Origin of the sequence: Nocardia transvalensis NBRC 15921, from assembly GCF_000308875.1 — a bacterium.
Classification (GTDB): Bacteria; Actinomycetota; Actinomycetes; order Mycobacteriales; family Mycobacteriaceae; genus Nocardia; species Nocardia transvalensis.
The window spans coordinates 23089-48327 of the sequence record NZ_BAGL01000087.1 but is presented as its reverse complement, the minus strand read 5'-3'; the positions used below and the strand labels follow the sequence as shown (position 1 = coordinate 48327).

Annotated in this window: 21 protein-coding genes; 15 read left to right on the top strand and 6 right to left on the bottom strand. The window is 69.8% G+C overall.

Features of this window, described 5'->3' with window-relative positions; all coding sequences use genetic code 11:
* A partial coding sequence (locus ON41_RS39375) for a hypothetical protein (RefSeq protein WP_373281371.1) occupies nt 1–1188 on the bottom strand: 1188 nt, incomplete at its 3' end.
* Here ON41_RS39375 and ON41_RS41890 point away from each other — a divergent pair.
* From ON41_RS41890 to ON41_RS30135, 3 genes are read left to right on the top strand one after another with little or no spacing between them, the layout of a single operon-like run.
* Nucleotides 1180–1335, top strand: coding sequence for a hypothetical protein (locus tag ON41_RS41890; RefSeq protein WP_157185663.1), 156 nt, complete (start codon nt 1180–1182; stop codon nt 1333–1335). The two genes, ON41_RS39375 and ON41_RS41890, sit on opposite strands and share 9 nt — an antisense overlap.
* 42 nt (nt 1336–1377) lie before the next feature.
* Nucleotides 1378–3198, top strand: coding sequence for a dynamin family protein (locus tag ON41_RS30140; RefSeq protein WP_040751457.1), 1821 nt, complete (start codon nt 1378–1380; stop codon nt 3196–3198).
* On the top strand, nt 3195–4787 hold the full coding sequence (locus ON41_RS30135) for a dynamin family protein (protein WP_051162794.1): 1593 nt from the start codon (nt 3195–3197) through the stop codon (nt 4785–4787). The genes ON41_RS30140 and ON41_RS30135 overlap by 4 nt, the downstream gene beginning before the upstream one ends.
* A 22-nt stretch (nt 4788–4809) precedes the next feature.
* Here ON41_RS30135 and ON41_RS30130 read toward each other — a convergent pair whose 3' ends face one another.
* On the bottom strand, nt 4810–5970 hold the full coding sequence (locus tag ON41_RS30130; RefSeq protein ID WP_040751456.1) for a zinc-binding dehydrogenase: 1161 nt from the start codon (nt 5968–5970) through the stop codon (nt 4810–4812).
* Nucleotides 5971–6083: 113 nt separating this feature from the next.
* A complete protein-coding gene (locus ON41_RS30125) occupies nt 6084–7787 on the bottom strand; it encodes an MFS transporter (protein WP_040751455.1) in 1704 nt (567 codons plus the stop codon).
* A gap of 110 nt (nt 7788–7897) precedes the next feature.
* On the opposite strand from ON41_RS30125, the gene ON41_RS30120 reads away from it, so the two are divergent.
* From ON41_RS30120 to ON41_RS30070, 11 genes are all read left to right on the top strand, one after another.
* Nucleotides 7898–8386 carry a MarR family winged helix-turn-helix transcriptional regulator gene (locus ON41_RS30120; protein WP_040751453.1) on the top strand — a complete coding sequence of 163 codons (489 nt, stop codon included), beginning with the start codon at nt 7898–7900 and terminating at the stop codon, nt 8384–8386.
* A gap of 86 nt (nt 8387–8472) precedes the next feature.
* Nucleotides 8473–9339, top strand: a complete 867-nt coding sequence (locus ON41_RS30115; protein WP_040751451.1) for a haloalkane dehalogenase — start codon at nt 8473–8475, stop codon at nt 9337–9339.
* 68 nt (nt 9340–9407) lie between these two features.
* Nucleotides 9408–10286: an RNA polymerase sigma factor gene (locus ON41_RS30110; RefSeq protein ID WP_051162800.1), complete on the top strand. Its 879-nt coding sequence runs from the start codon at nt 9408–9410 to the stop codon at nt 10284–10286.
* A 103-nt stretch (nt 10287–10389) separates the two neighbouring features.
* Nucleotides 10390–11040: an HhH-GDP family DNA glycosylase gene (locus tag ON41_RS30105; protein ID WP_040751450.1), complete on the top strand. Its 651-nt coding sequence runs from the start codon at nt 10390–10392 to the stop codon at nt 11038–11040.
* Nucleotides 11041–11092: 52 nt separating this feature from the next.
* The gene (locus ON41_RS30100; protein ID WP_051162792.1) at nt 11093–12178 is read left to right on the top strand and encodes a DUF1707 SHOCT-like domain-containing protein; all 1086 of its coding nucleotides are present in this window, start codon (nt 11093–11095) and stop codon (nt 12176–12178) included.
* Between the two features lie 65 nt (nt 12179–12243).
* On the top strand, nt 12244–13023 hold the full coding sequence (locus tag ON41_RS30095; RefSeq protein ID WP_040751448.1) for a DUF1707 SHOCT-like domain-containing protein: 780 nt from the start codon (nt 12244–12246) through the stop codon (nt 13021–13023).
* Between the two features lie 242 nt (nt 13024–13265).
* Nucleotides 13266–15113, top strand: a complete 1848-nt coding sequence (gene dnaK / locus ON41_RS30090; protein WP_040751447.1) for a molecular chaperone DnaK — start codon at nt 13266–13268, stop codon at nt 15111–15113.
* The gene (gene grpE, locus ON41_RS30085) at nt 15110–15775 is read left to right on the top strand and encodes a nucleotide exchange factor GrpE (protein ID WP_040751445.1); all 666 of its coding nucleotides are present in this window, start codon (nt 15110–15112) and stop codon (nt 15773–15775) included. Before dnaK ends, grpE begins: the two co-directional genes overlap by 4 nt.
* Nucleotides 15776–15799: 24 nt before the next feature.
* Nucleotides 15800–16990, top strand: a complete 1191-nt coding sequence (dnaJ, locus tag ON41_RS30080; protein ID WP_040751444.1) for a molecular chaperone DnaJ — start codon at nt 15800–15802, stop codon at nt 16988–16990.
* Nucleotides 16990–17379 (top strand): heat shock protein transcriptional repressor HspR, encoded by a 390-nt coding sequence (locus tag ON41_RS30075; protein ID WP_040751443.1) that lies wholly within the window; start codon nt 16990–16992, stop codon nt 17377–17379. The genes dnaJ and ON41_RS30075 overlap by 1 nt, the downstream gene beginning before the upstream one ends.
* Nucleotides 17380–17931: 552 nt before the next feature.
* The gene (locus ON41_RS30070) at nt 17932–19098 is read left to right on the top strand and encodes a globin domain-containing protein (RefSeq protein WP_040751442.1); all 1167 of its coding nucleotides are present in this window, start codon (nt 17932–17934) and stop codon (nt 19096–19098) included.
* 8 nt (nt 19099–19106) lie between these two features.
* Here ON41_RS30070 and ON41_RS30065 read toward each other — a convergent pair whose 3' ends face one another.
* The 3 genes from ON41_RS30065 to ON41_RS30055 all read right to left on the bottom strand — a co-directional run bounded on the left by ON41_RS30065 (nt 19107) and on the right by ON41_RS30055 (nt 22343).
* Nucleotides 19107–19889, bottom strand: coding sequence for an FAD-binding oxidoreductase (locus ON41_RS30065; RefSeq protein WP_083905734.1), 783 nt, complete (start codon nt 19887–19889; stop codon nt 19107–19109).
* Between the two features lie 58 nt (nt 19890–19947).
* Nucleotides 19948–21105 carry a globin domain-containing protein gene (locus tag ON41_RS30060; protein WP_040751440.1) on the bottom strand — a complete coding sequence of 386 codons (1158 nt, stop codon included), beginning with the start codon at nt 21103–21105 and terminating at the stop codon, nt 19948–19950.
* A gap of 305 nt (nt 21106–21410) precedes the next feature.
* Complete coding sequence (locus ON41_RS30055) at nt 21411–22343, bottom strand: NADP-dependent oxidoreductase (protein ID WP_040751439.1); 933 nt, start codon at nt 22341–22343, stop codon at nt 21411–21413.
* A gap of 288 nt (nt 22344–22631) precedes the next feature.
* Between ON41_RS30055 and clpB the strand changes: the two genes are divergently transcribed.
* Nucleotides 22632–25190 carry an ATP-dependent chaperone ClpB gene (clpB, locus tag ON41_RS30050; protein WP_040751469.1) on the top strand — a complete coding sequence of 853 codons (2559 nt, stop codon included), beginning with the start codon at nt 22632–22634 and terminating at the stop codon, nt 25188–25190.
* Nucleotides 25191–25239 lie beyond the last annotated feature (49 nt).

Genomic DNA, 25239 nt, shown 5'->3' with positions numbered 1-25239 from the left:
GGTGGTGCCCTCGACGCCGGGCTGTCGGCGGGCTTGGGTGCCGGGGCGGATGCCATCGCCCAGGTAGGCGCCGGTCTGGGTGCAGCCGCGGGCGTCGGGGCCGACGGAATCGCCGGGGTGAATGGCGCTCTGGATGCGGGCCTGTCGGCCGGTCTGGGGGCCGGGGCCGATGTGGCCGCGGGCGTCGGTGGTGCGCTCGGTGCGGGCTTGGGTGCTGCCGCGGGTGCGGGAGCGGATGTGGCTGCGGGTGTGGGTGGTGCGCTGGGCGCGGGCTTGGGTGCTGCCGCGGGTGCCGGGGCCGATGTGGCTGCGGGTGTGGGTGGTGCGCTGGGCTCGGGTCTGGGCGCTGCTGGTGGTGCCGGAGCGGATGTGGGTGGTGCATTGGGCGCGGGTCTGGGTGTGGTCGCTGGAGCGGGTGCGGATGTCGCTGCGGGGCTCGAGTCGTCGCTCGGTGGGGCCGTGTCGGCGGGTACCGGGTTGGAGACGGGGCTGTCGGCTTCGCTCGGCGTGGGGGCCGGAACCGTTGCGGGAGTGCAGGATCTGGCGGGTGTGGAGATCGGCGGTGTGGTCGGCTCGGCGACTCAGGTCGGGAGCGGTTTGGAGGTCGGGTCGAGCGGCGGGGCCGACAGTGCGCTGGGGGCCGCCGCAGGGCTCGGAACCGCACTGAGCGGTGAGGCGGAGGGCGCGCTGGGAGCCGTCGGAGACCTGAGCGGTGGCGTGCAGAGCGGGCTCGGCGCTGTCGGCGCGGTCGGGACCGGGCTGAGTGGTGGCCTGGAGACCGGCCTCGGCGCTGCCGGTGGAGTGGGGACCGAGTTGAGTGGTGGCCTGGAGACCGGGCTGGGCGCTGCCGGTGGAGTGGGGACCGAGTTGAGTGGTGGCCTGGAGACCGGGCTGGGCGCTGCCGGTGGGGTCGGGACCGGACTGAGCGGCGGTCTGGAGAGCGGGCTCGGGGCTGTCGGTGGGGTGGGGACTGAGCTGAGTGGCGGTCTGGAGAGTGGGCTGGGTGGTGCCGGGGGTGTGGGGACCGGGCTGAGTGGTGGGTTGGAGAGTGGGCTCGGCGCTGGTGGTGGGGTCGATATCGGTGGTGGGGCCGAGAGTGGGGTCGGTGTTGTCGGTGGGGTGGGGATGGGTTCGAGTGGTGGGGTGTCGCCGGTGGCGGATACCTGGTCGAGTATCGATGTGTCGCATGCGTTCGGCAGTGGGGTCGGCGCGTCGTTCGGCGGCACGGGGGCGCTGGACGGGGGTGCGCAGGGTGGGCTGTTCGGCGATGCGCAGGCCACGGGGGCCACCGAATCCCACGTCGGTGCGGATCTCGGCGGCGAATTGCCGCACTGATCGAGACGGATCGAGGGACGAGGGAAGAGGACGAAGGTGGCGATGGGCCCGAATTCCGGCACACCGGCATTGCCGCCGGCCACGATGGTCGCGGAGACCATCGCGGCCGCGCGGGCGGCGAATCGTGGCGATCTGGTCACCCGGCTGCGGGCCCTGGCCGACCGGATCCGCGACCCGCGGCGCCGCATCGTCGTCGCCGGCCTCGGCAACCAAGGCAAGAGCCGATTCGTCAACGCCCTGCTGAACGCCGAGTTCTGCCCGGTCGGTGACGACGCCGCCACCTCGGTCCCGATCGTCCTCTCCCACGGGCCGCAACCGCGCGCGGAACTCGTTGTGGCGGAGCCGGGAGACGGCGAGGGCAAACGTATCCCGTTGCAGCTCAGCGGTATTCGTGACGTAACGCCCCGCTCCCCGCACGGACCGGTGTCGCGCTTGGAGATCCAGGCCCCGAACCCGCTGCTGGCCGACGGCATCGTCCTGATCGACACCCCGGCCCTCGGCGGCCGGGCCGGCGGGAGTTCCGGCGCGCTCGGCCTCGCCGCGACCGCCGACGCGGTGCTGCTGCTGTCGGACGCCTCCACCGAACTCACCGAACCGGAGGCCGAATTCCTGCGCCAGGCCCGGCAGCTGTGCCCGGCGGTCGCCCTGGTACTCACCAAGATCGACCTGTACCCGCATTGGCGGCAGGTGCTCCAGGCCGATCAGCGCCACCTCCGCGGGCACGAGCTGGAGCTGCCGATACTGCCGGTCTCCGCGCTGCTGCGAAGCCACGCCATGCGCCTGCGCGACGAACAGCTGGGCCGCGAATCGGGATTCGGCCCGCTGTACGACTTCCTGCGCGAACAGGTCGTCGCCCGGGACCAAGCGGCCACCCGCCGCGCGGTCGCGCTCGACATCTCCTCGGCCGCAGAACATCTCGCGCTCGCGCTGGGCAGCGAGCTGGTGGCCCTGCGCGATCCGGAACGGGGCGCCACGGCGATCCGGGAACTACGGGCGGCCAAGGCGCACGCCGAGGACCTGCATCGCCGGACCGCCTCCTGGCAGCAGACCCTGGGCGACGGCGTCACCGATCTCGTCGCCGATATCGACCACGACCTGCGCGACCGGCTACGCGCCATCGCCCGCACCGCGGAGGAGTGGATCGACGACAACGATCCGGCCCGGCACTGGGACGGCGTCGCCGAATGGCTCACCGCCACAGTCGACACCGCGATCGGCGACAACCTGCTGTGGACCCATCAGCGCGCGACGCATCTGGCCGAGCGGATCGGCGAGCACTTCCTCGAATTCGGCGCGGTCGAACTGCCGTCCGTGCGGGCCGATCCGTCGCCGGAGGAGCCCGCCCCGTCGTCGGCGACCCTGGCGGAGCTGGAACCGGATCTGGGCATGGGCCACAAGCTGCTCGTCGGCATGCGCGGGTCCTACGGCGGCATGGTCATGGTGGGCCTGGCCGGAACCGTGGCGGGGCTTTCCCTGGTCAACCCGTTGTCGCTGGGTGCGGGAATCCTGCTGGGCGGCAAGGCTTTCCGCGACGACAAGCGGGACAGGCTGACGCGCCGGCGCGGCGAGGCCAAGGCGGCGGTGCGCCGCTTCCTCGACGATATCGCCTTCGAAGCGGGCAAACAGTCCCGCGACCGGCTGCACCGCATCCACCGGATGCTGCGCGACCACTTCACCGGTATCGCCGACCGCGGCCTGCGTTCCCTCAGCGATTCGCTCCAGGCGGCTCAGGACGCCGCCGGGGTCGAGACGGCCCGGCGCACCGAACGCTGCGCCGAACTGGAACGGCAACTGCGCGTCGTGGCGGACCTGCGCCGCTACGCCGACGCGATATCCGCGACCACCGGCCCGGTGGCCGGATGAACGCCGAGGGGACCGTACCGGAGGCACGGCGGCTGATCGCCACGGCCGCAGGGGAATTCGCGCCGCGGTCGCGCCCGGCAGCCCTGCTGGACGAGTGCGCGCGCCGCCTGGATCAACCGCTGCGCGTCGCGCTGGTGGGCCAGCTGAAGGCGGGCAAGTCGACGCTCCTGAACGCGCTCGTCGGCCAGGACATCGCGCCGACCGACGCCACCGAATGCACCCGGACCGTCACCTGGTACCGGCACGGATCCGCGCCGCGCGTGACGGCGCATGCCGCCGGCGGGGCCAGGGCCGATGTCGTGGTCCGTCGCGCACCGGGCGTGGGCGGGCTGCCGGGCGCGCACGGCCTGACCTTCGACCTGTCCGCGCTGCGCTGGTCCTCGCGCGAGCCGGGCGAGGTCGACCAACTCGAGGTGGAGTGGCCGTCGGAAGCGTTGGCGCGCACGACGATCATCGATACGCCGGGCACGTCGTCGCTGTCGCGGGAGGTGTCCCTGCGAACGACGCGGCTGCTCGATCCGGACGATCCCGCCGCGACCCCGCTGCCCGCGGCCGATGCCGTCGTGTACCTGCTCCGGCGTCTCGATTCGGCGGACCTCGGACTCCTCGAGCGGATAGCGACGAGAGCCACTGGGCCACAGCATGTGTCGGGAGTCGCCGGACCGCTGGGTGTGATCGGGGTGGTGTCGCGGGCCGACGAGATCGGCGCGGGGCGCATCGACGCCCTGCATTCGGCGCGTGAGGTGGCCGGACGGTTCGCGGGTGAACTGGAGCGAACCGGGTTGTGCCAGGCCGTGATTCCGGTGGCGGGACTGCTCGCGTTCGCGGCGGCCACGCTCCGGCAGCGCGAATACGACGCCTTCGAGGCGCTGGCGGCGGTGCCGGCCGACGAGCTGGGCGCGGCGCTGCTGTCGGCGGATCGCTTCGCCCGCCCCGACCTGGCCTTGCCGGTGCCGCCGGAGATCCGGGCGCATCTGTCGGCCCGGTTCGGGCTGTTCGGCATTCGCACCGCCGTCACCCTGATCCGGCTCGGCGTCCGCGATTCGGTGACGCTCGCCGCCGAACTGACCCGGCAGAGCGGTCTGGACGACCTGCGCTCGGTGCTGGAGGTCCAATTCGCCGAGCGCGCCGACCAGTTGAAGGCCCATTCGGCCCTGACCGCGCTGGCCCGGGTGCTGGCCGCGCATCCGGGCACGCCCGCCGACCGGCTGCTGCCCCGCGTGCACACGTTGCTCGCCGATGTCCACGGATTCACCGAACTCCGCCTCCTCCGGCGGCTGCGCGCCGACGAATTGACCCTTCCCGCAGACGATCTCGCCGATCTCTACCGGCTGGTCGGCGGGTCGGGTATCGCCCCGCACGCCCGGCTGGGCCTGCCGGAATCGGCCGACTCCGCCACCCTCCGCGCGGAAGCCGTTGCCGCCGTGCGCACTTGGCGCTCCCGGGCCCGCCATCCCCTCGCGGATCGCTTCACCGCCACGGCCTGCGAAACGGGTGCTCGCAGCGCGGAAGGCATCGTGGAACTCCTCCGCGAGCCCATCACCACCCCCTTGTCCCGAATTCACCCACCCCGTACCCCCACCTCGTGAGCCGCCCGGCTCATCCTCTGGCTCAGGGCTCGATGGCGGGAGAGGTCGGGTCGATGAGGATTTTGGCGTGTTGTTCCGGGTTGGCCAGGGCGGTGAAGGCGTTGTCGACGCCGGCGAGGCCCACGGTGCCGGTAATGAGCGGGGAAGGGTCGACCTTGCCGTCGGCGATCATGTGCAGGGTGTCGCGGAATTCGCCGGGGTCGTAGCCGAAGGCGAAGCGCAGGTCGATCTCCTTGTTGATGGCCACGGCCGGACGGATCCGGTCGGCCTCCATGCAGACGCCGACCACCACGACGCGGGACATGGGCGGGGCGGCGGTGAGGATCTGGTCGATGATCCCCGGGACGCCGACACATTCGAAGATCACCGGGCCGGACGGGCCCGCGTTCAGGGTGTGCGCCAGCCGGAACGCGTACCACCACGGCAGATTCGGCAGGCGGCGCAGCCGCTCCATCGCGTCGAAGCCGAGGTTCAGCACGTCCGTGACGCCGGTGACGCGGCTCTTCTTCGGCGCGGCGGTCCACGGCGAATCGGCGGCGGGATCGACCACGACATCGGCGCCGCAGCGCGTGGCGAGCTCCCGACGGCGCGGTGAGAAATCGCTGGCCACAATGGTTTTCACGCCCGCGGCCCGCAGCATGGAGATCACCGCGAGGCCGATCGGCCCGCACCCGATCACATAGGCGGTCCGGCCCTTGCCCACCCGGCCCCGGCGCACCGCGTGCCAGGCCACGGCCATGGGCTCGGTGAGCGCCGCGTGTTCGTCCGACAGCCCGTTGGGCACGGGGAAGGTCATCGACTCCTGGACCACCACCTGTTCGGCGTACCCGCCGGGCGCGGCCTCGGACAGTCCGGTCAACTCCGGCTCGCGCCCGTTGCGCAGGATCGGTAGTGCGACCACCTTGGTGCCGGGCCGCCACCGCTTGCGGCAGCCGGGCCCGTATTCGACGACCTCCCCGCAGAATTCGTGCCCGAGCACGACCCGTTGATCGGAGCGCATGAAGTTGTCGTATCCGGTAGTGGCCGCCAGATCGGCGAGATCGTCGCAGTGCACCCGCGCGTGCAGGTCCGAACCGCAGATCCCGCACCGCGACACGCTGATCAGCACTTGCCCCGGCCCCGGCCGGGGCGCCGCCACCTCGGCGACCTCGAGCTTGCCTTCGGAACAGACGACCGCCTTCATAACCCGCACGCTACTCCGTCGCCCGCCACCCGTCCCGAGCTTCGGTACCGGGGGCGGGCGGCGGTGGATTCCGGCCGAAAGCATGCCGGAAAATAGGGGTCAGGACGCCCCGATCACACTCCTACCAGTTCGTCCTCCGAATCCGCCCCCGGCTCGTGCTGTTCCAGCCGGGCGTCCCTGGGCAGGGCCAGGAATCCGAGGCCGACGAGTACGAGCAGGGCGCCGCCGAAGCCGAGGGTGTAGTAGAAGGTGTGGGCGAAGTTCACGGCGTTGGCCTCCTCGCCGGCTTGCGAAAGGGTCTGTGCCACAGCGGGAGAGGCCGTGCCGGTGTCGGAGCGGCAGCTGTCGGGCACGGCGCTCGGGTCGGCCTGTGCCGACCGATCACGCACGCACGCACCGAAATTCGCGAGGATCTCGTCCTGGGCGGGGCCGGGCAGGCCCTGGGCGGCGAGGTCGGCGCGGGTCTGCGGGGCCACCGCCGCCACGCCGCGTGCGGAATCGTGGTCGAGCTGGGTGAAGAAGACGATGCCGACCAGCGCGACACCCAGCGCCATCCCCAATTGCTGTCCGGTATTGAGCAATCCGGCCGCGGCGCCCGCCTCGTGCTCCGGTACCTGGCCGAGCAGCAGGTCGATGGTCGGCGCGACCACCGTGCCGAACCCGGCGCCGGCGACCACCAGCGGCGCGATCATCTGCCACGAGGAGAATTCGCCCTCGTAGTGCGCCGCCATCCAGCCGTAGGCCACGAACGCGGCCGCGGTGATCAGCCCGCCCGCCAGCAGCACCAGCCGGCCGAACCGCGGCGTCAGCGCGCTGACCGACGTACCCGCCCCGATCCCGGCGCCGACGGCGAAACTGACCGCCGTGAGCCCGGCCCGCATCGGCGTCCAGCCCAGCCCGCCCTGCATGAACAGCGTCCAGACCAGGAAGAACCCGCCGAGCGCGATCCAGAACAGCAGCCATGCCGCCAGCCCCACGGCGAACGGCCGCGACCGGAACAGATCGAGATCGATCAGTGGTGATCCGGTCGTCCGGGCGCGCCGGCGTTCGTAGCCGACGAAGAGTCCGAAGGTGACCGCCGCCGCGGCCATCATGACGAAAGTCCAAGCGGGCCAGTCCAACCGCCGTCCCTCGGTGAGGGGATAGACCAGCAGGAGCACGGCGGAGACGGCGAGCGCCATACCGGGGACATCGAGCCGGGCGGCGGCCGTGGACCGGGAATCCTGCATCACCGCCGCGGCGGCGATCAGCGCGACGATGCCGACCGGCACGTTGACCAGGAAGATCGGCCGCCAGGTCAGATCGAACAGATTCCACTGCACCAGCAGCCCGCCCAGCGACAGCCCGACCGCCGACGCCGAACCGCCGACCCCGCTGTAGATCGCGATCGCCTTGGCCCGTTCGTGTTTCGGGAACGTCACCCGGATGGTGGCCAGGATCTGGGGCACCATCAATCCGGCGAAAGCGCCCTGTACGAACCGCGATCCGATGAGCACCGCCGGTGTGCCGCTGAGCCCGCAGACCAGCGAGGCCAGCGTGAATCCGGCCATGCCGACGATGAAGATCCGCTTGCGCCCGTAGATGTCGCCGAGCCGCCCGCCGGTGATCAGCACCGCCGCGAACGACAGGACGTAGGCGGCGACGATCCACTCCAGCTGGGAGTAGGCCGCGTTCAGATCCTTCTGGACGCTCGGCACCGCCACGTTGACGATCGTGACGTCGAGCAGGTCCATGAATCCGGCGGCGAGTACGACCGCGAAGGCGATCCAGCGCCGCGGGTCGAGCGGAGGCGAATCCGCGGTCGGGGAGTCGGTCATGACGATCTCTTTTCGTTCGAGGGAGCTGAACCTCTCAAACTATGCACTTGAAGTGATTATCAATCAACTGTGCAATCATTAAGAGTGCGTTGCTTGCGTATGCTGGGAGGGTGACCGAGCCCCCCTTCGTTCCGCTGTCCGAACGCGCCGCCTTCCTCATCGGGCAGCTGGGCTTCAACACGGCCTTCCGGTTCACCGACGCGCTCGCGCCGCTGGGAATCGGGCCCCGGCACTTCGGGACGCTGCGCCTGCTGCACGCGCACGACGGCCAGACTCAGCAGCAGCTCTGCGACACGCTGCGCATCCACCGCAATGTGATGGTCGGGCTGGTCGACGACCTGGAGAAGCGGGATCTGGTCGAGCGCCGCCGGCATCCGGCCGATCGCCGCGCCTACGCCGTGCACCTCCTGCCCGCCGCCTACGACCTGCTGGCGCGGGCCGAGCCGATCGTCCGCGAGATGGAGGCGGTCCTGCTCGCGCCGCTGGACGACGACGAGCGCGCGGTGCTGCGGCGGCTGCTGAAGAAGGTGGCGGACGGCGCCGGCCTGACGCCCGGCATCCACCCCGGCCTCCGGCGTGAATCGGGCCCGGAGTGTTAGTGATGCGGCTCACATGACCTCGCTGTCACAACCCGCGCGGGTCGGTGTCCAACCGGATGTACGCCTCTCACGGAAGGACACGGCCGATGCCCACCATCGACGTTCTCGACTCGTTCATCGACTACCGCGACACCGGCGCGGGGGATATCCCGGTGGTATTCCTGCACGGCAACCCCACCTCGTCGTACCTGTGGCGCAACGTGATACCGCATGTGAGCGACCGGACCAGGGCGCTGGCGCCCGATCTGATCGGCATGGGGAATTCGGGGCGGCCCGAGATCCCGTACCGGTTCACCGATCACGCGCGCTACCTGGACGCCTGGTTCGACGCTCTGGGCCTGGACCGGGTGGTCCTGGTCGGTCACGATTGGGGCGGTGCGCTCGGAATGCACTGGGCGGCAAGGAATCCTGACCGGGTGCGGGGCATCGCGGTCGTGGAGACGTTCTTGCGCCCGCTGAGCTGGGCGGAGATGCCGCCGCAGGGCGCGGAGCTGTTCCGCCGGTTCCGGTCACCGGAGGGCGAGCGAATGGTGCTGGAGGACAACATGTTCATCGAATTCAACCTGCCCGCCGCCACCCGGAACCTGGACCCCGCCGCGCACGAGGTCTACCGCTCCTACTATCCGACGCCGCGGTCGCGACTGCCGATGCTGGTGTGGCCGAGGGAGATTCCGCTCGGCGGTGAGCCCGCGGACGTGGTCGAGATCATCGAGGACTACGGCCGCTGGATGGCGCGGTCGCCGGAGATCCCCAAGCTGGTGATGAGTGTGGAGAACGGCGCGGGCCTCGGTGCGGGAGGCGTGATCGACTGGGCGGTGGCCACATTCGCCGCGGCCGAGTCGGTCTCCATCGGCCCGGCCGGGCACCACGCCCCCGAGGACCGGCCCGACGCCATCGGCGCGGCCGTGGCGGCCTGGCTGGACAAACACGCCCTCCTGTCCGGCGGGCGCTGATCCGGTCGGTCGAGCGGCACGGGGGGTTGGTGTTTGCGCTCCTCGCGCGGGCGGCGAACGATGTGGTGATGACGGTGGAACCGGCCGCGGGGCCGGAGGGAGACGCGGCGGCGGACGGTGCGCTGGCCGCCCGCGCCGCTGCGGGCGACCGGGACGCGGTCACCGAGATCGTCCGGTTGTTGCAGGATCCGCTGTATCGCCTGGCGCTGCGCATGACCGGACGCCCGGCGGACGCCGAGGACGCGGTGCAGGAGATCCTGCTGCGCGTCCTCGGCCACCTCGGCACCTTCCGGGGCGAGGCGCGGCTGTTGACCTGGGCCTACCGCATCGGCGTCAATTTCCTGCTGAACCAGCGCCGCCGCAGCCCGCAGGAGGCGGCGCAGCTGTCCCTGGACGATTTCGGCGCGGGCCTGCGCGACGGCCTGGCCGCCGAGGACCATCGCGGACCCGAGGCGACCGTGCTCACCCGCGAGGTCCGGCTCAGCTGTAGCCAGGGCATGTTGCAGTGCCTGTCGCGCGAGGAGCGCGTGGCCTTCGTCCTCGGTGACGTCTTCGAACTGAGTTCGGCCGAGGCCGCGTGGATCCTCGACACCACCCCGGCCGCCTACCGCAAGCGGCTGGAGCGCGCCAAGAAGCGCCTCGGCAACTTCCTGAATTCGGCCTGCGGCCTGGCGAATCCGCAGGCGTTCTGCCGTTGTGCGCGGCGCGTCGACAAGGCCGTGCACCTGGGACGGGTCGATCCGGCGCACCCGGTCCTGGCGACCCATCCGGTCACACCCGGCGGGCGCACCGCCGCGGCGGCCGAGTCGCAGATGGTCCGGCTGCACGATGCTGCCGCCGTATTCCGCGCGCATCCGGACTACGCGGCGCCACAGGCCCGCGTGGACGCGATCGCGCGCCTGCTCGAATCCGGCCGCTTCCCGCTGCTCGGCGAGCCTCCCCGCTGATCGGGGCAGTTTCGACCGCCCGGGCGCGCGGGACAATCGCGACGGGGCCGGGTGTAGCTCGTGCGCTGCGGGGTAGGCCGACACCGACGAAAGGCGGTGCGAGATGAGTCGAAACGACAACACCATCGTGCGTGCGCTGCTGGATCGCGCGGGCACCAGTTACGCGACCGAGGCCGGAATCACGCTCGCGGACAAGCCCGCGCCCCTGTTCCAGCTGTTGGTGCTGGCCCAGCTGCTGAGCGCCCGGATCTCGGCGGATATCGCGATCACGGCCGCGCGCGAACTCAACACGTCCGGCTATCGCACGCCGCAGCGGGTCGCCGACGCCGGCTGGCAGGAACTCGTCGACGCGCTGGGGCGCGGGCACTACAAGCGCTATGACGAGTCCACCGCGACGCGGCTGGGCGAGAACTCCTCGCTGCTCCTCGACAAGTACCACGGTGACCTGCGCCGATTGGCCGCGGAGGCCGATCGTGACCCGACGCGGCTGGCCGACCTGCTGCAGCAGTTCAAGGGCATCGGCCCGGTCGGCGCGGACATCTTCCTGCGCGAGGTGCAGGACGTCTGGACCTGGGTGCGCCCGCACTTCGACGAACGTGCCCGCAAGGGCGCCGAACACCTGCACCTGCCCACCGATCCGGAGGCCCTCGAACGCCTGGGCCCGCGCGGCCACGATGCCGAATTCGCCGCCGCCCTGGTCCGGATCAGCCTCGACGACGACCTGGCCGACGAGGTCCTCGCCGCCGCACGCTGACCGCTCACGACACGGCGGCGTGTCGTTCGTTGCGTGGCATTACTATCCGGATGTGGTGTCGAAAACGTCCGGATCGTCGGGATACTCGGCCGAGACGGGACGTATTCGGGCCCGCGATGTCGATCGGGTGACCACGCGCGCGCGGCTGGACGCCGCCTACGAGGAGGGCCAGCTCGGCGCGGACGAATATCACGACCGTTCCGACCGCGCCTCCGCCGCGGAGACCTTGGCCCAGCTGCATCGCCTGGTGGCCGACCTGCAACCGTCGGCGGGCACCGACGATCTGGGACTGCCCCGGCCGGATTCGCTGCGGATGCCGCGGCGCGGCGGCGAGTATCCGGGCTGGGTCCGCGCGCGGGACGCCGACCGCGCGGCCACCTGCGCGATCCTGGACGCGGCCCGCGGCGACGGCCAGCTCTCGGCGCAGGATCACGACACGCTGACCGAATTAGCCGGGGCGGCAACGACTCTCGGTGATCTGGCGGATCTGACCGCCGATCTGCAACGGCCGCCCGACGCACCCGCCGAGCCGCGGCGACCGAGTTCGCGCCGCGGCCTGCTCGTCGCTGGGGTGGCGGCGTCGGTGGTGTGCGCGGCGGTGGCGGGATTCCTGGCCACGCATCGGTCGCCGCCCGCGCCCGCCGCGGCCTCCGCACCGCTGCCCGCGGTGGTCGAGCCGCTGGTGGTGCCGATGCCGAATCTGACCACCGCCGACGGCTTCGCGCACGTCCGGGAGCAGATTCGGGCGAAGTTCGGCGGGGTCGTGGTCGACGAGCTGACGCTGTTCCCGGGCTACGCGTACGTCGAACTGGCCCCGGCGGGCCAGCCGAATCGCGTGGTCGAATACGAATTCCAGGGCGGGTTCAAGCAGCGGCACGCCATGACGACGCGCCCGCTCGACACCCCGACCTTCGACCTGGCCGCCGTGGACCCGGCCGCGCTCGGCAGGCTGCTGGCCCAGGCCCCGGGGCTGCTCCGGGTCGACGGCGGGGTGGTGTCGCATATCAATATCGGGGCGGACACCATCTCCGACGCCCCGGAGATCTCGATCTATGTCGGCAACGAGTTCAAGGAGAGCGGCTACCTGGCCGCCACTCCGGCCGGTGACACGGTGCGGGCCTACCCGTTCAAGAGATAGGCGTCGACGGTGCGCACAGTAGTAGACGAGCAACGGGCACAGCGTGATTCGCGCGCGGTGACGCCGTGAGCGCGACGCGGCACAGCGGCCTGCGGGTCCGCGACGCCGACCGGGTGGACGCCTGTGCGCTGATCGACGCCGCCCGCGACGACGGCCAGCTCACCGAGGACGAACACGGCGAAAGAACCGCGGCGGCGCTGCGGGCCAAGACCTTCGGCGATCTCGACAAGCTGATCGGCGATCTCCAGATCCCGCGCAACCTGGTCCGCAGTGCCGTGGTGAATCCGTCTCGGCGGCGACGGTCGCGGCGGTGGGTTCCCGCCGTCGCCGCCGTGGTGGCGGCGGCCGCGGGCGGTGCGCTCGTGGGCTTCGCGACCACCGACCATCCCGGATCGAGCCCTTCGCACCTGCCCGATCTGACTACCGCCCAGGGGATCGAGACGTTCCTCGCCGACTATCGCGCTCACTTCGGCGAACTGATGGTCGACGAGGTGACGCTGCACCCCGAATTCGCCTCCTTCGAACGGGCCGCACCGGGCGGCACCCAGCGCTTCACCTATCGCGGGAACTTCGACGACTCGTATGTCACCACCCGCGATCAGGACGCTCGCCCGTTCGATCTGGGCACGCTCGATATGTCCGTGCTGGCGCGTTACCTCGCGGGCGCTCCCCGGACCGTGGGCGTTCCCGGTGGCGCGATCACGCACCTGTCCGTCGAGCGCTCCACGGATCTCCCCGACAAGGCCCCGATCGTCTCCGTCTATGCCAAGGACACCGGCGACAGCGGATACCTGCAGCTGACTCCGGCCGGCGAGCCGTTGTACGTCGTCCTCGCGAAGCGCTGAGGGGCGCCGGCCGGCACGGCCGCGAAAAAATCTTGGTCGCCCGGGAATGATCCGTGTCGGGCGCTCGTTGAGCTGATCGATGCAAAGTTGAGCTAGTGAGACTCAAGTCTGTGGTTGACTCGGATCGGGTCGGCAGGCAGGATTGAGCCGACCACGCTCAGCGTTGCTGGGACCGTGCTCCGTGTGTTCGGGGCGGCAGGTCCGCCCGTTGCACACCAGGACGTCAACTAGGAGGAACAACTATGGCTCGTGCGGTCGGTATCGACCTCGGGACCACGAACTCGGTCATCGCCGTTCTCGAAGGCGGTGAGCCGGTCGTCGTCGCCAACTCCGAGGGATCGCGCACCACCCCGTCGATCGTCGCGTTCGCGAAGAACGGCGAGGTACTGGTCGGCCAGCCGGCGAAGAACCAGGCTGTTACCAACGTCGATCGCACCATCCGGTCCGTCAAGCGCCACATGGGTGAGGACTGGACCGTCGAGATCGACGACAAGAAGTACACCGCGCAGGAGATCTCGGCGCGCACGCTGATGAAGCTGAAGCGCGATGCCGAGTCCTACCTCGGTGAGGAGATCACCGACGCGGTCATCACCGTCCCCGCCTACTTCGAGGACGCGCAGCGCCAGGCCACCAAGGAGGCCGGCCAGATCGCGGGCCTCAACGTCCTGCGCATCGTCAACGAGCCCACCGCGGCCGCGCTGGCGTACGGCTTGGACAAGGGCGAGAAGGAACAGACCATCCTGGTCTTCGACCTCGGTGGCGGCACCTTCGACGTCTCGCTGCTGGAGATCGGCGAGGGCGTCGTCGAGGTCCGCGCGACCTCCGGCGACAACCACCTCGGTGGCGACGACTGGGACGAGCGCGTCGTCAAGTGGCTGGTCGACAAGTTCAAGGGCAGCTCGGGCATCGACCTGACCAAGGACAAGATGGCCATGCAGCGGCTGCGTGAGGCCGCGGAGAAGGCCAAGATCGAACTCAGCTCCTCGCAGAGCACCTCGATCAACCTGCCCTACATCACCGTCGACTCGGAGAAGAACCCGCTGTTCCTCGACGAGCAGCTGACCCGTTCCGAGTTCCAGAAGATCACCTCGGATCTGCTCGACCGCACCCGGCAGCCGTTCCAGTCGGTGATCAAGGACGCCGGCATCTCGGTCAAGGACATCGATCACGTTGTCCTGGTGGGTGGTTCGACCCGCATGCCCGCCGTCACCGATCTGGTGCGCGAGCTGACCGGCGGCAAGGAGCCCAACAAGGGCGTGAACCCGGACGAGGTCGTCGCCATCGGCGCCGTGCTGCAGGCCGGTGTGCTCAAGGGTGAGGTCAAGGACGTCCTGCTGCTCGATGTGACCCCGCTGTCGCTGGGCATCGAGACCAAGGGCGGCGTGATGACCAAGCTCATCGAGCGCAACACGACCATCCCCACCAAGCGGTCGGAGACCTTCACCACCGCCGACGACAACCAGCCGTCGGTGCAGATCCAGGTCTTCCAGGGTGAGCGCGAGATCGCCTCGCACAACAAGCTGCTCGGCTCCTTCGAGCTGACCGGCATCCCGCCGGCCCCGCGCGGCGTGCCGCAGATCGAGGTCACCTTCGACATCGACGCCAACGGCATCGTCCACGTCACCGCCAAGGACAAGGGCACCGGCAAGGAGAACACGATCAAGATCCAGGACGGCTCCGGCCTGTCCAAGGAGGAGATCGACCGGATGGTCAAGGACGCCGAGGCGCACGCGGCCGAGGACAAGGCGCGTCGCGAGGAGGCGGAGACCCGCAACCAGGCGGAGTCGCTGGTGCACCAGACCGAGAAGTTCATCGCCGACAACGAGGACAAGGTCCCCGCGGACGTGAAGGGCAAGGTCGAGGAGGCCATCGGCGAGGCCAAGGAGGCGCTGAAGGGCACCGACAACGCCGCGGTCAAGGCCGCGGTGGAGAAGCTGGCCGCCGAATCGCAGGCCCTGGGCCAGGCGATCTACGAGGCGTCGGCCGCCGAGTCGGCCGCCTCTGAAAGCGCAGCTAACGGTTCTTCTGGTTCCACTACCGATGACACCGTCGTGGACGCCGAGGTCGTGGAAGAGCCGGAGAAGAAGTGACCGACAAGCACCCCGAACAGGAGCCGATCACCATCGTGAACAAGCGAAAGGTCGATCCGTCGGAGTTCGAGGGTCGGTCCGCCGGAACGGCATCGCAGAACGAGGGCACCGAGGCCGCGGCGGATGCCGCCGCGGCCCCGGCGTCCGGGACCGCCGAAGCCGGTAACGGTGACGGCCCGGCCGACGCGATCAGCGCCGAACTGGCGGAACGCACCGCCGATCTGCAGCGGCTGACCGCCGAGTACGCCAACTACCGCCGCCGCGTCGAACGCGACCGCAAGGCCGCGACCGATTCGGCCAAGTCGGCGGTGGTCACCGAACTGCTGGGCGTGCTCGACGATCTCGACCGCGCCCGCGCGCACGGCGATCTGGCGTCCGGGCCGCTGAAGTCGGTGGCGGACAAGCTCGTCGACGCGTTGACCAAACTGGGTCTCGAGGAATTCGGCGCGGAGGGCGAGCCCTTCGATCCGACCCTGCACGAGGCCGTGCAGCACGAGGGCGACGGGCACAACCCGGTGATCGGCGTCGTGATGCGCAAGGGCTACCGCTTCGGTGACCGCGTCCTCCGGCACGCGCTGGTGGGCGTCACCGACGGGGTGGCCGATCTGGTGGAGACGCCGGATGTACCGAACGCTGGCAACGATGCCGACGGCATCGCGTAACAACACGAAAGGAGGAGATGCCCGGTGAATCGGGAGTGGCTCGAAAAGGACTTCTACAAAGAGCTGGGTATTTCCTCCAGCGCCACCGCGGAAGACGTCAAGAAGGCGTACCGCAAGCTGGCCCGTGACCTGCACCCGGACAAGAATCCGGGGGATGCCAAGGCCGAGGAGCGGTTCAAGGCCGTCAGCGAGGCGCACGCCGTGCTGGCGGATCCGGAGAAGCGCAAGGAGTACGACGAGGCCCGGCGGCTGTTCGCCAGTGGCGGTTTCGGCCGCGGCGGGTTCTCGCCCGGTGGCGCCAGCGGGTCGTACGGGCCCGGTGGGTTCGCCACCGGCGAGTTCAATCTCGGCGACATCTTCGGCGGCGCCGCCGCCGCGGGTGGCGACGGGGGCTTGGGCGACCTGCTCGGCGGCCTGTTCAACCGCGGTGGCGGCGCGGGTGCGCGCACCTCGTCGCGGCCGCGGCGCGGCAGCGATGTGGAGACCGAGACGACCCTCGGGTTCCGCGAGGCCGCGCAGGGCGTCACCGTCCCGCTGCGGATGACCAGCCCGTCGCCGTGTACGACCTGTCACGGCAGCGGCGCCAAGCCGGGCACGAGCCCGCGAGTCTGCCCGCACTGCAACGGAAGTGGCGTGATCAGCCGCAACCAGGGTGCGTTCGGGTTCAGCGAGCCGTGCGACGACTGCCGCGGCACCGGGTCGATCATCGACGACCCGTGCCCGGACTGCCACGGCAGCGGCATCCAGAACCGGACGCGCACGATCACCGTGCGGATCCCGCCGGGTGTCCGTGACGGCCAGCGCATCCGGCTGGCCGGACAGGGTGAGGCGGGCCTGCGGGGCGCACCGGCCGGCGACCTGTACGTCACCGTGCACGTCAGCCAGGACAAGGTCTTCGGCCGCAACGGCGACGATCTGACCCTGGTACTGCCGGTCAGCTACTCCGAACTGGTCCTGGGGACAACCGTTTCCGTCCCGACCCTCGACGGCCGGGTCGGCGTGAAGGTGCCGCCCGGCACCGCCGACGGGCGTACCCTGCGGGTGCGTGGGCGTGGTGTTCCCAAGCGCGGCGGAGGCGCCGGTGACCTGCTCGTCACGGTGAAGGTCGCGGTGCCGCAGAAGCTGGACGACAATGCCTCCGAGGCGCTGCGGCGCTACGCCGAGGCGGAGAAGACCAGCGGGTTCGACCCCCGCGCGGGATGGGCAGGTGTGTGATGGATCCCAAGAAGGCGCACAGCGGCGCGGAGTTCTTCATGATCTCCGTGGCCGCCCAACTGGCCGGTATGCACGCGCAGACCCTGCGCACCTACGACCGGCTGGGTCTGGTGACCCCGCAGCGTACTTCGGGTGGCGGCCGACGCTATTCGGCCCGGGACGTGGAGCTGCTGCGCGAGGTGCAGCGGCTGTCCCAGGACGAGGGCGTCAACCTGGCCGGCATCAAGCGGATCATCGAACTCACCAACCAGGTCGAGGAACTGCAGGAGCGGGTCCGCGAACTGGCCGCCGAGGTCGAGCGGATGCGCGCGGGCTACCGCCCCGAACTGTCCCCGCCCCAGCGCAGCACCGCGCTGGTGGTCTGGCAGCCCCGCAACAAGCGGAGATAGGTCTCCGCCGCTAGGTATGAGCAGCGCTCTCGGGAGACCGGGGGCGCTGTTTCGTTGTCGGCTTGCGGGTTTCCGGCCAAGAGCACGCCGGAAACATGTGGGAGCACGAAAGCTTCCTGTTGCTAACTATGTGCTGGACTTCCCCGTGCATCGAACACATTGTGTTACTGGCACGTTCGTCCCGCCCCACCCCGGCGTGTCGCTTTCGCGTTGCCGGAGTGTCCGTTTCGGGGCTTTGATCCACATCTCCTGTGTCTCAGAAAGTTTGCGGCAAAATCGCTGTAAGCCTGTGGATCGCAAAACGAATCCCGCAAATTCCGTGTGATGGAGGCTATTTCGACTGGCGTGTCCTAGTCAAACGGTCGGTTTCCATGGGGCTTTACGTTTGGGGTGCTGGTTTCGACGGAATTACATGCGCGTTGTTCGGTGGGATCGTTCCGTTGCTGGCAAACCTCCCCTACACTCTGTTCACATCGGCTGCTGTCGAGTGTCCGCAGCACCTCGCTCGTCGGTGTGGCCCGTGTTCGAGTGCGAAATGGGGTTGTGAGACACATGGATTCGCGGACCGTCGCATTGATAAGAACGACGTTCAAGGCGGTTGCTGCGGAGGAGGGGGGACCGGAGAAGCTCGCGCGATCGTTCTACGCCATCCTGTTCACCGAGCATCCGCACGTCCGCGAATTCTTCCCCGCCGCACTGGAAGCCCAGCGCGACCGCTTGGTCAAGGCCATCGCCCACGTGGTGGACCGGCTGGAGGAGCCCGAGCGCCTGCTCCCGTTCCTCGCGCAGCTCGGGCGCGACCATCGCAAGTACGGCGTGCGGGCGGAACACTATGCGGCCGTGGGCGAATCGCTGCAGGCCGCGCTACGCGCCTACGCGGGTACCGAGCTGTGGACCGACGAGGTCGAGCGGGCCTGGGCCGAGGGCATCGGCGTCATCGCCGACACCATGATCGGCGCCGCCGAGCAGGAGGACACGCCGGCGTACTGGACCGGGACCGTGATCGAACGCCGCGAGGTGCTGCGGAATCTGGCGGTCGTGCGCCTGCGGCTGGACGAGCCGATGCAGTACACGGCCGGCCAGTACATGAGCGTGCAGATTCCGTCCCGGCCGCGCATGTGGCGGTACCTGTCTCCGGCGGTCCCCGCGAATCCCAACGGGGAGATCGAATTCCACATCCGCGCGGTCACCGGCGGCTGGGTCAGCCCGGCGATGGTCACGCATACCGAGGTCGGCGACACGTGGCTGCTCGGGGCGCCGCTGGGCGGGCTCGGCATGCTCCGCAATACGCGGCGCAAGATGCTGATGGTCGGCTGCGGCACCGGCATCGCCCCGCTGCGGGCGCAGCTGATGGCGATGACCCGTCGCCGCTCCAATCCCAAGGTGCACCTGTTCCTCGGCGGCCGCCACCCCTGCGACCTCTACGACCTGCCGGTGCTCAGCGAACTGGCCGTGGCCAACAAGTGGCTCACCGTGACCCCGGTGGTCGAGAGCGACGAAAACCCTTGGTGGCACTACGACCCCGAGGACCCGCCCGAACTTCCCGGCATCGAACCGCGCCGCATCGGCCAGATCGGCCGGGTCGTCGCCGCCCACGGCCGCTGGGACGACCGCGATGTCCAGATCGTCGGCTCCCCGAGCATGATCCAGACCACCAAGTTCCGCCTCATGGCCACGGGCCTGCCCACCAAGAACATCCGCCACGACCCCCTGCTCTAGCGCACGGCCTAAAGCCCTTCGTAGCGAATGGCTTCCGCGGGGGTGCCGGTCTGGATCAGGCGGTCGACGGTGGCGCGGGTCATGCCGGGGGAGCCGCACACCAGCACCTGGTGATGGAGTAGGGGGCCCATATCGCCGACGACCTCGGCGAGGGTGCCCTCCAGCATCTCGTCCACGTCGAAACCGATGTCCACGCGGCAGCGTTCGTACCATTCGTCGACCCAGCCGGGGTCGTAGGCGCCCTCGACCACCGGAATCACGGTGAGCCAGGGCAATTCGCCGGCCAGCAGGAACAACATGTCCGAGGCGTAGAGGTCGCGCGGGGTGCGGGCGCCGACGAACAGGTGGGTGCGCGGCGGTTCGGGGCGGCGGGACAGCTCCAGCAGCAGCGAGCGCAGCGGCGCCAGACCCGTTCCGCCGGCGATCATCACGACATCGGTGGCCCAGTCGTCGACGCTCAGCCAGCCCGCCGGGGCGCCGAGACGCCATTCGTCGCCGGGCCGGGTGTCGGCCACGATCGACCCGCTGCACCAGCCGCCCGGGACGGTCCGCACGTGGAACTCCAGCTTGCCGTCCAGCGAGGGCGGCAGCGCGGGCGACAACCGCCGCCGCAACCCCGGATGCTGCGGCACCTGGACCTCCACCGACTGCCCGGCGAGAAACGGCACGTACTCGCCGATCAACCGGATCACCGCGAGATCGTGCCGCAGCCGATGATGCCCCACCACCGTGGAACGCCACTCCTGCGTACCGAGATGGATCTCCCCGGTCTGGTCGGGCCCGATGGTCACTGGGGCTACCCTTCTGTCAAGAGCGACTTTTCGTTTCCCGGCATGCTTTCGGCCGGGATCACACCGGATCGGACATGATCGCCCACTCCGGGGTGCCGACCGCGAGCAGGGCGCGGCGGGTGTCGGCGATCATCCGCCCGGAACCGGCGATCTGGATCTGCCGGTCGGCCCACGCGCCCATGCTGGCGACCACCGCGCCCAGATTACCGATCAATCGCCGGTGCATGCCGAACGGCGGGTCGGCGGGGGGATAGGGATGCCACCACGGGTTGGATTCGTTCTCGCACACCGGAACCACGGTCAGCCACGGATTGCTCAACGACAGCTGCCACATGTTCTCCACGTCGTACAGGTCGCAGGGGTAGCGCCCGCCGATGAAGAAGTGCACCCGGGGATTCATGCCGCGGCGGCCCATCTCGATGAGTTGCGCGCGCAGCGGGGCGATTCCGGTGCCGGAACCGATCATCAGCACGTCGCGGCCGCTGTTGCGCTCCACGTGCAGGCCGCCCAGCGGGCCCGCGATCTGCCAGACGTCCCCGACCCGGGTCTCGTTGACGATGCCGGGGCTCACCCACCCGGTGCGCACCTTGCGGACGTGGAATTCGATCTCGCCGTAGGGATTCGTCGGGATGGCCGGGGATAGGTATCGCCACATCTTGGGCCGCTGCGGAATCGAGATCGGCACGTATTGCCCGGCCTGATACGGGATCGGGCTCTCCGACTGCAACCGCACGATGGCCAGATCGTCGAGGACGCGGCGATGACCGACCACCGTCGCCTCCCAATACGGTTGCGACTTGTCGGAATTGGCGCCGATGGCCATCGAGGCCGAGATGAGGATGCTGATATCGCGCCAGCCCGCCTCCAGCGGCCGGGTCCAGTTCGGTCCGTTGTAGGTGCGGAACGCGGCGACCAGGGCGCGGCCGGCGAGGTCGTAGTGGGCCGCTTCCACGCCGTATTTGCGATGGTCGCGGGCGAGCTGTTCGAGGAATCGCTGCGCCCGGTCCCAGCTCTCCAGATGGTCCAGTACGAAGCCGATCGCGGTCATCAACCGCTTGGCCTGCATGTCCATGGTCGGCGGGAAGAGTTCGCGCAACCGCGGGTTCTCCGCGAACAGGTGCCCGTAGAACGCGCTGATCAGCCGTTCGGGCCCGGACGGCGCCTCGACTACCGACCGGAAGTTGGCGCGGACCAGCGCAGCTGTACGCGCATCCACGACGTCGAGCTTCCTTTCTGCAAGTAACTATCCGAGAACCGCCTGGTCTGGAGGTCCTCGTCGTCAAGTATCCCTGATAAAACCGTGGTCGCACGATTATGGGCGGATTGCTTTACCCACAATCGCGGGTGACCAAACCGGGAACAATTGTGGCCCCGGTCTCCGCGGGACCGCCGAGTGGGGCCGTCGCGACGTCGGAACAGGGGGCCGCCGGAGTTGCCGGGCGTGGACGCATCGATGCCGCCGATTGTCGTCTACAACGGCCGGTTACGCGACCGGGCGCTCGTCGCCGGCTCGATGTCGGGTCAGACGACGAGCACCGTCTTGCCGCGCGCACCGCCCGCGCCGAGGACGGCCGGGGCGTCGGTCAGCGGCCGGGCCGCCTCGATCGGGACCACCACATCGCCGTCGGCCACCAGCCGCAGCAGGTGGCGCAGCCGGTCCGCCCCGGCGGTGGAGTCGAGGTTGCCGCCGCGCAGCCCGCGGGCCCGCAGTTCGGCCTCGTCGGCGGCGCCGACGGTACTGAACACCGCGCCGCCCGCCCGGACGACCTCGAGCAGATCGGCCAGCCGGGGGCCGGGGGAGACCAGGTCGAACAGGACATCGATGCCGTCCGGCTGGACGAAGTGCACGGAATCGCCGACCGGGGCGCGGGTGTAGTCGACCACCTCGGCCGCGCCCAGCCGGATCATCCGGTCGGTGTCGTCGGCGCGGGCGGTGGCGATGACCTGCGCACCGGCCGCGTTGGCCAGCTGCACCAGGAACGATCCGACCCCGCCCGCGGCGCCGTTGATCAGCACCACCTGTCCGGGCGTGAGGCCCGCGGCGTCGGTGAGGTCCTGGGCGGTGAGCCCGGCGGTCGGCAGCGCGGCGGCCTGGAGGGCGGTGACCGCGTCGGGAATGGTGGTGACCTGCCGCTCCGGCACCACGATGTATTCGGCGAAGGTGCCGTGCCCGATCGGCGGGACGAGAAATTTACCGGCCACGCGGTCGCCGACGGCGAAGGCCTCGGTACCCGGGCCCACGGCCGACACCGTCCCCGCACCGTCGATGCCCGGAATCATCGGAAAGTCGTAGGGGAGCCGATCTTTCAGGATGCCGTCGACGATCTTGCGATCGAACGGGTTCACCCCGGCCGCCTCGATCCGGATCTGGATGCCGCCGGGCCCCGGCGCGGGGGTCGGTACCTCCGCCGGTTCGGCCCGGCCACCGAAGTCGTGAACCACCATCGCGCGCATCGCTGCTCCTGTGTTCGTGACTGTGCTCGTTTGTATTGCTTCGAACTCGATGGCTATGCACGAACTTCGGCCATCGTAAACGGCTGACATCGGATATTTCCGTAATTCAGGGCAGTCGGTTTTCTCCGACGCGCGTAGCGTTCACCTCACGGCGGGGTGGTCTTGCGGCATGCCCCGAAGTTTTCCAGACTTGAGCGGAACAGACTCAACTCCTACGGCGTTGGACTGACAGGAGCAGCGCCCGGAATCTCGCGGCGGTGCACGGAATCGACTAGTAGGAAGGTGACCGTGGACTCGTTCAATCCCACCACCAAGACCCAGGCGGCGCTGACCGCCGCCCTGCAGGCGGCATCTGCCGCGGGCAATCCGGAGATCCGTCCGGCGCACTTGCTGGTGGCGTTGCTGGATCAGACCGACGGCATCGCCGCCCCCCTGTTGAAGGCAGTCGCGGTCGACCCGGCGACGGTGCGACGCGAGGCCCAGGACATCGTCGACCGGCTGCCCCGGGCGACCGGCGCGACCACCTCCCCGCAGCTGGGCCGCGAGGCTTTGGCCGCGGTCACCGCCGCCCAGAAGCTGGCCACCGAACTCGGGGACGAGTACGTCTCCACCGAACATCTGGTGGTCGGCCTCGCCGAGGGCGATTCCGATGTCTCGCAGCTGCTGCTGAAGTACGGCGCCACGGCCGACGCGCTGCGCGAGGCGTTCACCGCCGTGCGCGGCAACGCCCGCGTCACCTCGCCCGATCCCGAGGGCAGCTACCAGGCCCTGGAGAAGTACTCCACCGATCTGACCGCCGCCGCCCGCGACGGCAAACTCGATCCGGTCATCGGCCGCGACACCGAGATCCGCCGCGTGGTGCAGGTGCTGAGCCGCCGCACCAAGAACAACCCGGTGCTGATCGGCGAGCCGGGCGTCGGCAAGACCGCGATCGTCGAGGGCCTGGCCCAGCGCATCATCGCCGGTGACGTGCCGGAATCGTTGCGCGGCAAGCGACTCGTCTCGCTGGATCTGGGCGCGATGGTCGCCGGCGCGAAGTACCGCGGCGAATTCGAGGAGCGCCTCAAGGCCGTCCTCGAGGAGATCAAGCAGAGCGCCGGGCAGATCATCACCTTCATCGACGAGCTGCACACCATCGTCGGCGCGGGCGCGACCGGCGAGTCGGCGATGGACGCGGGCAACATGATCAAGCCCATGCTGGCCCGCGGCGAACTGCGGCTGGTCGGCGCGACCACCCTCGACGAGTACCGGCAGCACATCGAGAAGGACGCCGCCCTGGAGCGGCGCTTCCAGCAGGTGCTGGTCGGCGAGCCGTCGGTGGCCGACACCATCGGCATCCTGCGCGGACTCAAGGAGCGGTACGAGGTGCACCACGGCGTGCGCATCACCGACTCCGCGCTGGTGGCCGCGGCGACGCTGTCCGACCGCTACATCACCTCGCGCTTCCTGCCCGACAAGGCGATCGACCTGGTCGACGAGTCGGCGTCGCGGCTGCGCATGGAGATCGACTCCCGCCCCGTCGAGATCGACGAGGTGGAGCGGGCCGTGCGCCGCCTCGAGATCGAGGAGATGGCCCTGGCCAAGGAGACCGATGAGGCCTCCAAGCAGCGGCTGGAGCGGCTGCGCCAGGAACTCGCCGACGACCGCGAGAAGCTCAACCAGCTGATGGCCCGCTGGCAGAACGAGAAGCAGGCCATCGACTCGGTGCGCGTCATCAAGGAGGAGCTCGAGACGCTGAAGGGCGAATCCGAGCGCGCCGAGCGCGACGGCGATCTGGGCAAGGCCGCCGAACTGCGCTACGGCCGCATCCCGCAGCTGGAGAAGCAGCTGGAACAGGCCGAGGAGAAGGCCGGGACCGCCGCCGACGGCGAGGTCATGCTCCAGGAGGAGGTCGGCCCGAACGATATCGCCGAGGTGGTCTCGTCGTGGACCGGCGTCCCCGTGGGCCGCATGCTCGAGGGCGAGACTCAGAAGCTGCTGCGCATGGAGGAGGAGTTGGGCCGGCGGGTCGTCGGGCAGCGCGACGCGGTCGTGGCTGTCTCCGACGCGGTGCGCCGCGCGCGGGCCGGAGTCGCCGATCCGAACCGCCCCACGGGCTCGTTCATGTTCGTCGGCCCGACCGGCGTCGGTAAGACGGAGCTGGCGAAGGCGTTGGCGGACTTCCTGTTCGACGACGAGCGGGCCATGATCCGCATCGATATGAGCGAGTACTCCGAGAAGCACTCGGTGGCCCGGCTGGTCGGCGCCCCGCCCGGCTACGTCGGCTACGACCAGGGCGGTCAGCTGACCGAGGCGGTGCGGCGGCGGCCGTACACGGTGGTGCTGTTCGACGAGATCGAGAAGGCCCACCCGGACGTGTTCGACATCCTGCTGCAGGTGCTCGACGAGGGCCGGTTGACCGACGGCCAGGGCCGCACGGTCGACTTCCGCAACGCCATCCTCATCCTCACCTCCAACCTGGGGGCGGGCGGCGACAAGGACTTCGTGATGAATGCCGTGCGCTCGGCGTTCAAGCCGGAGTTCCTCAACCGCCTGGACGACGTGGTGATGTTCACCGCGCTCGACGAGGAGCAGCTGGAGCACATCGTCGACATCCAGCTCGAGCAGTTGCAGAAGCGGCTGTCGCAGCGGCGGCTGAAGCTGGACGTCACCGATTCGGCGCGGTTCTGGCTGGCCGTGCGCGGCTACGACCCGGCCTACGGCGCCCGTCCGCTGCGGCGACTGATCCAGCAGGCCATCGGCGACTCCCTCGCGAAGGAGCTGCTGGCCGGCGAGGTCGCCGACGGCGACCTGGTGAAGGTCACCGTCGCACCCGACGGCGACGGCCTGATCGTGGGGCGCGGCTGACGTCGGCGGCAGGGTACTTACCTGCTGTATCGCGGAAGTGCACCTACGC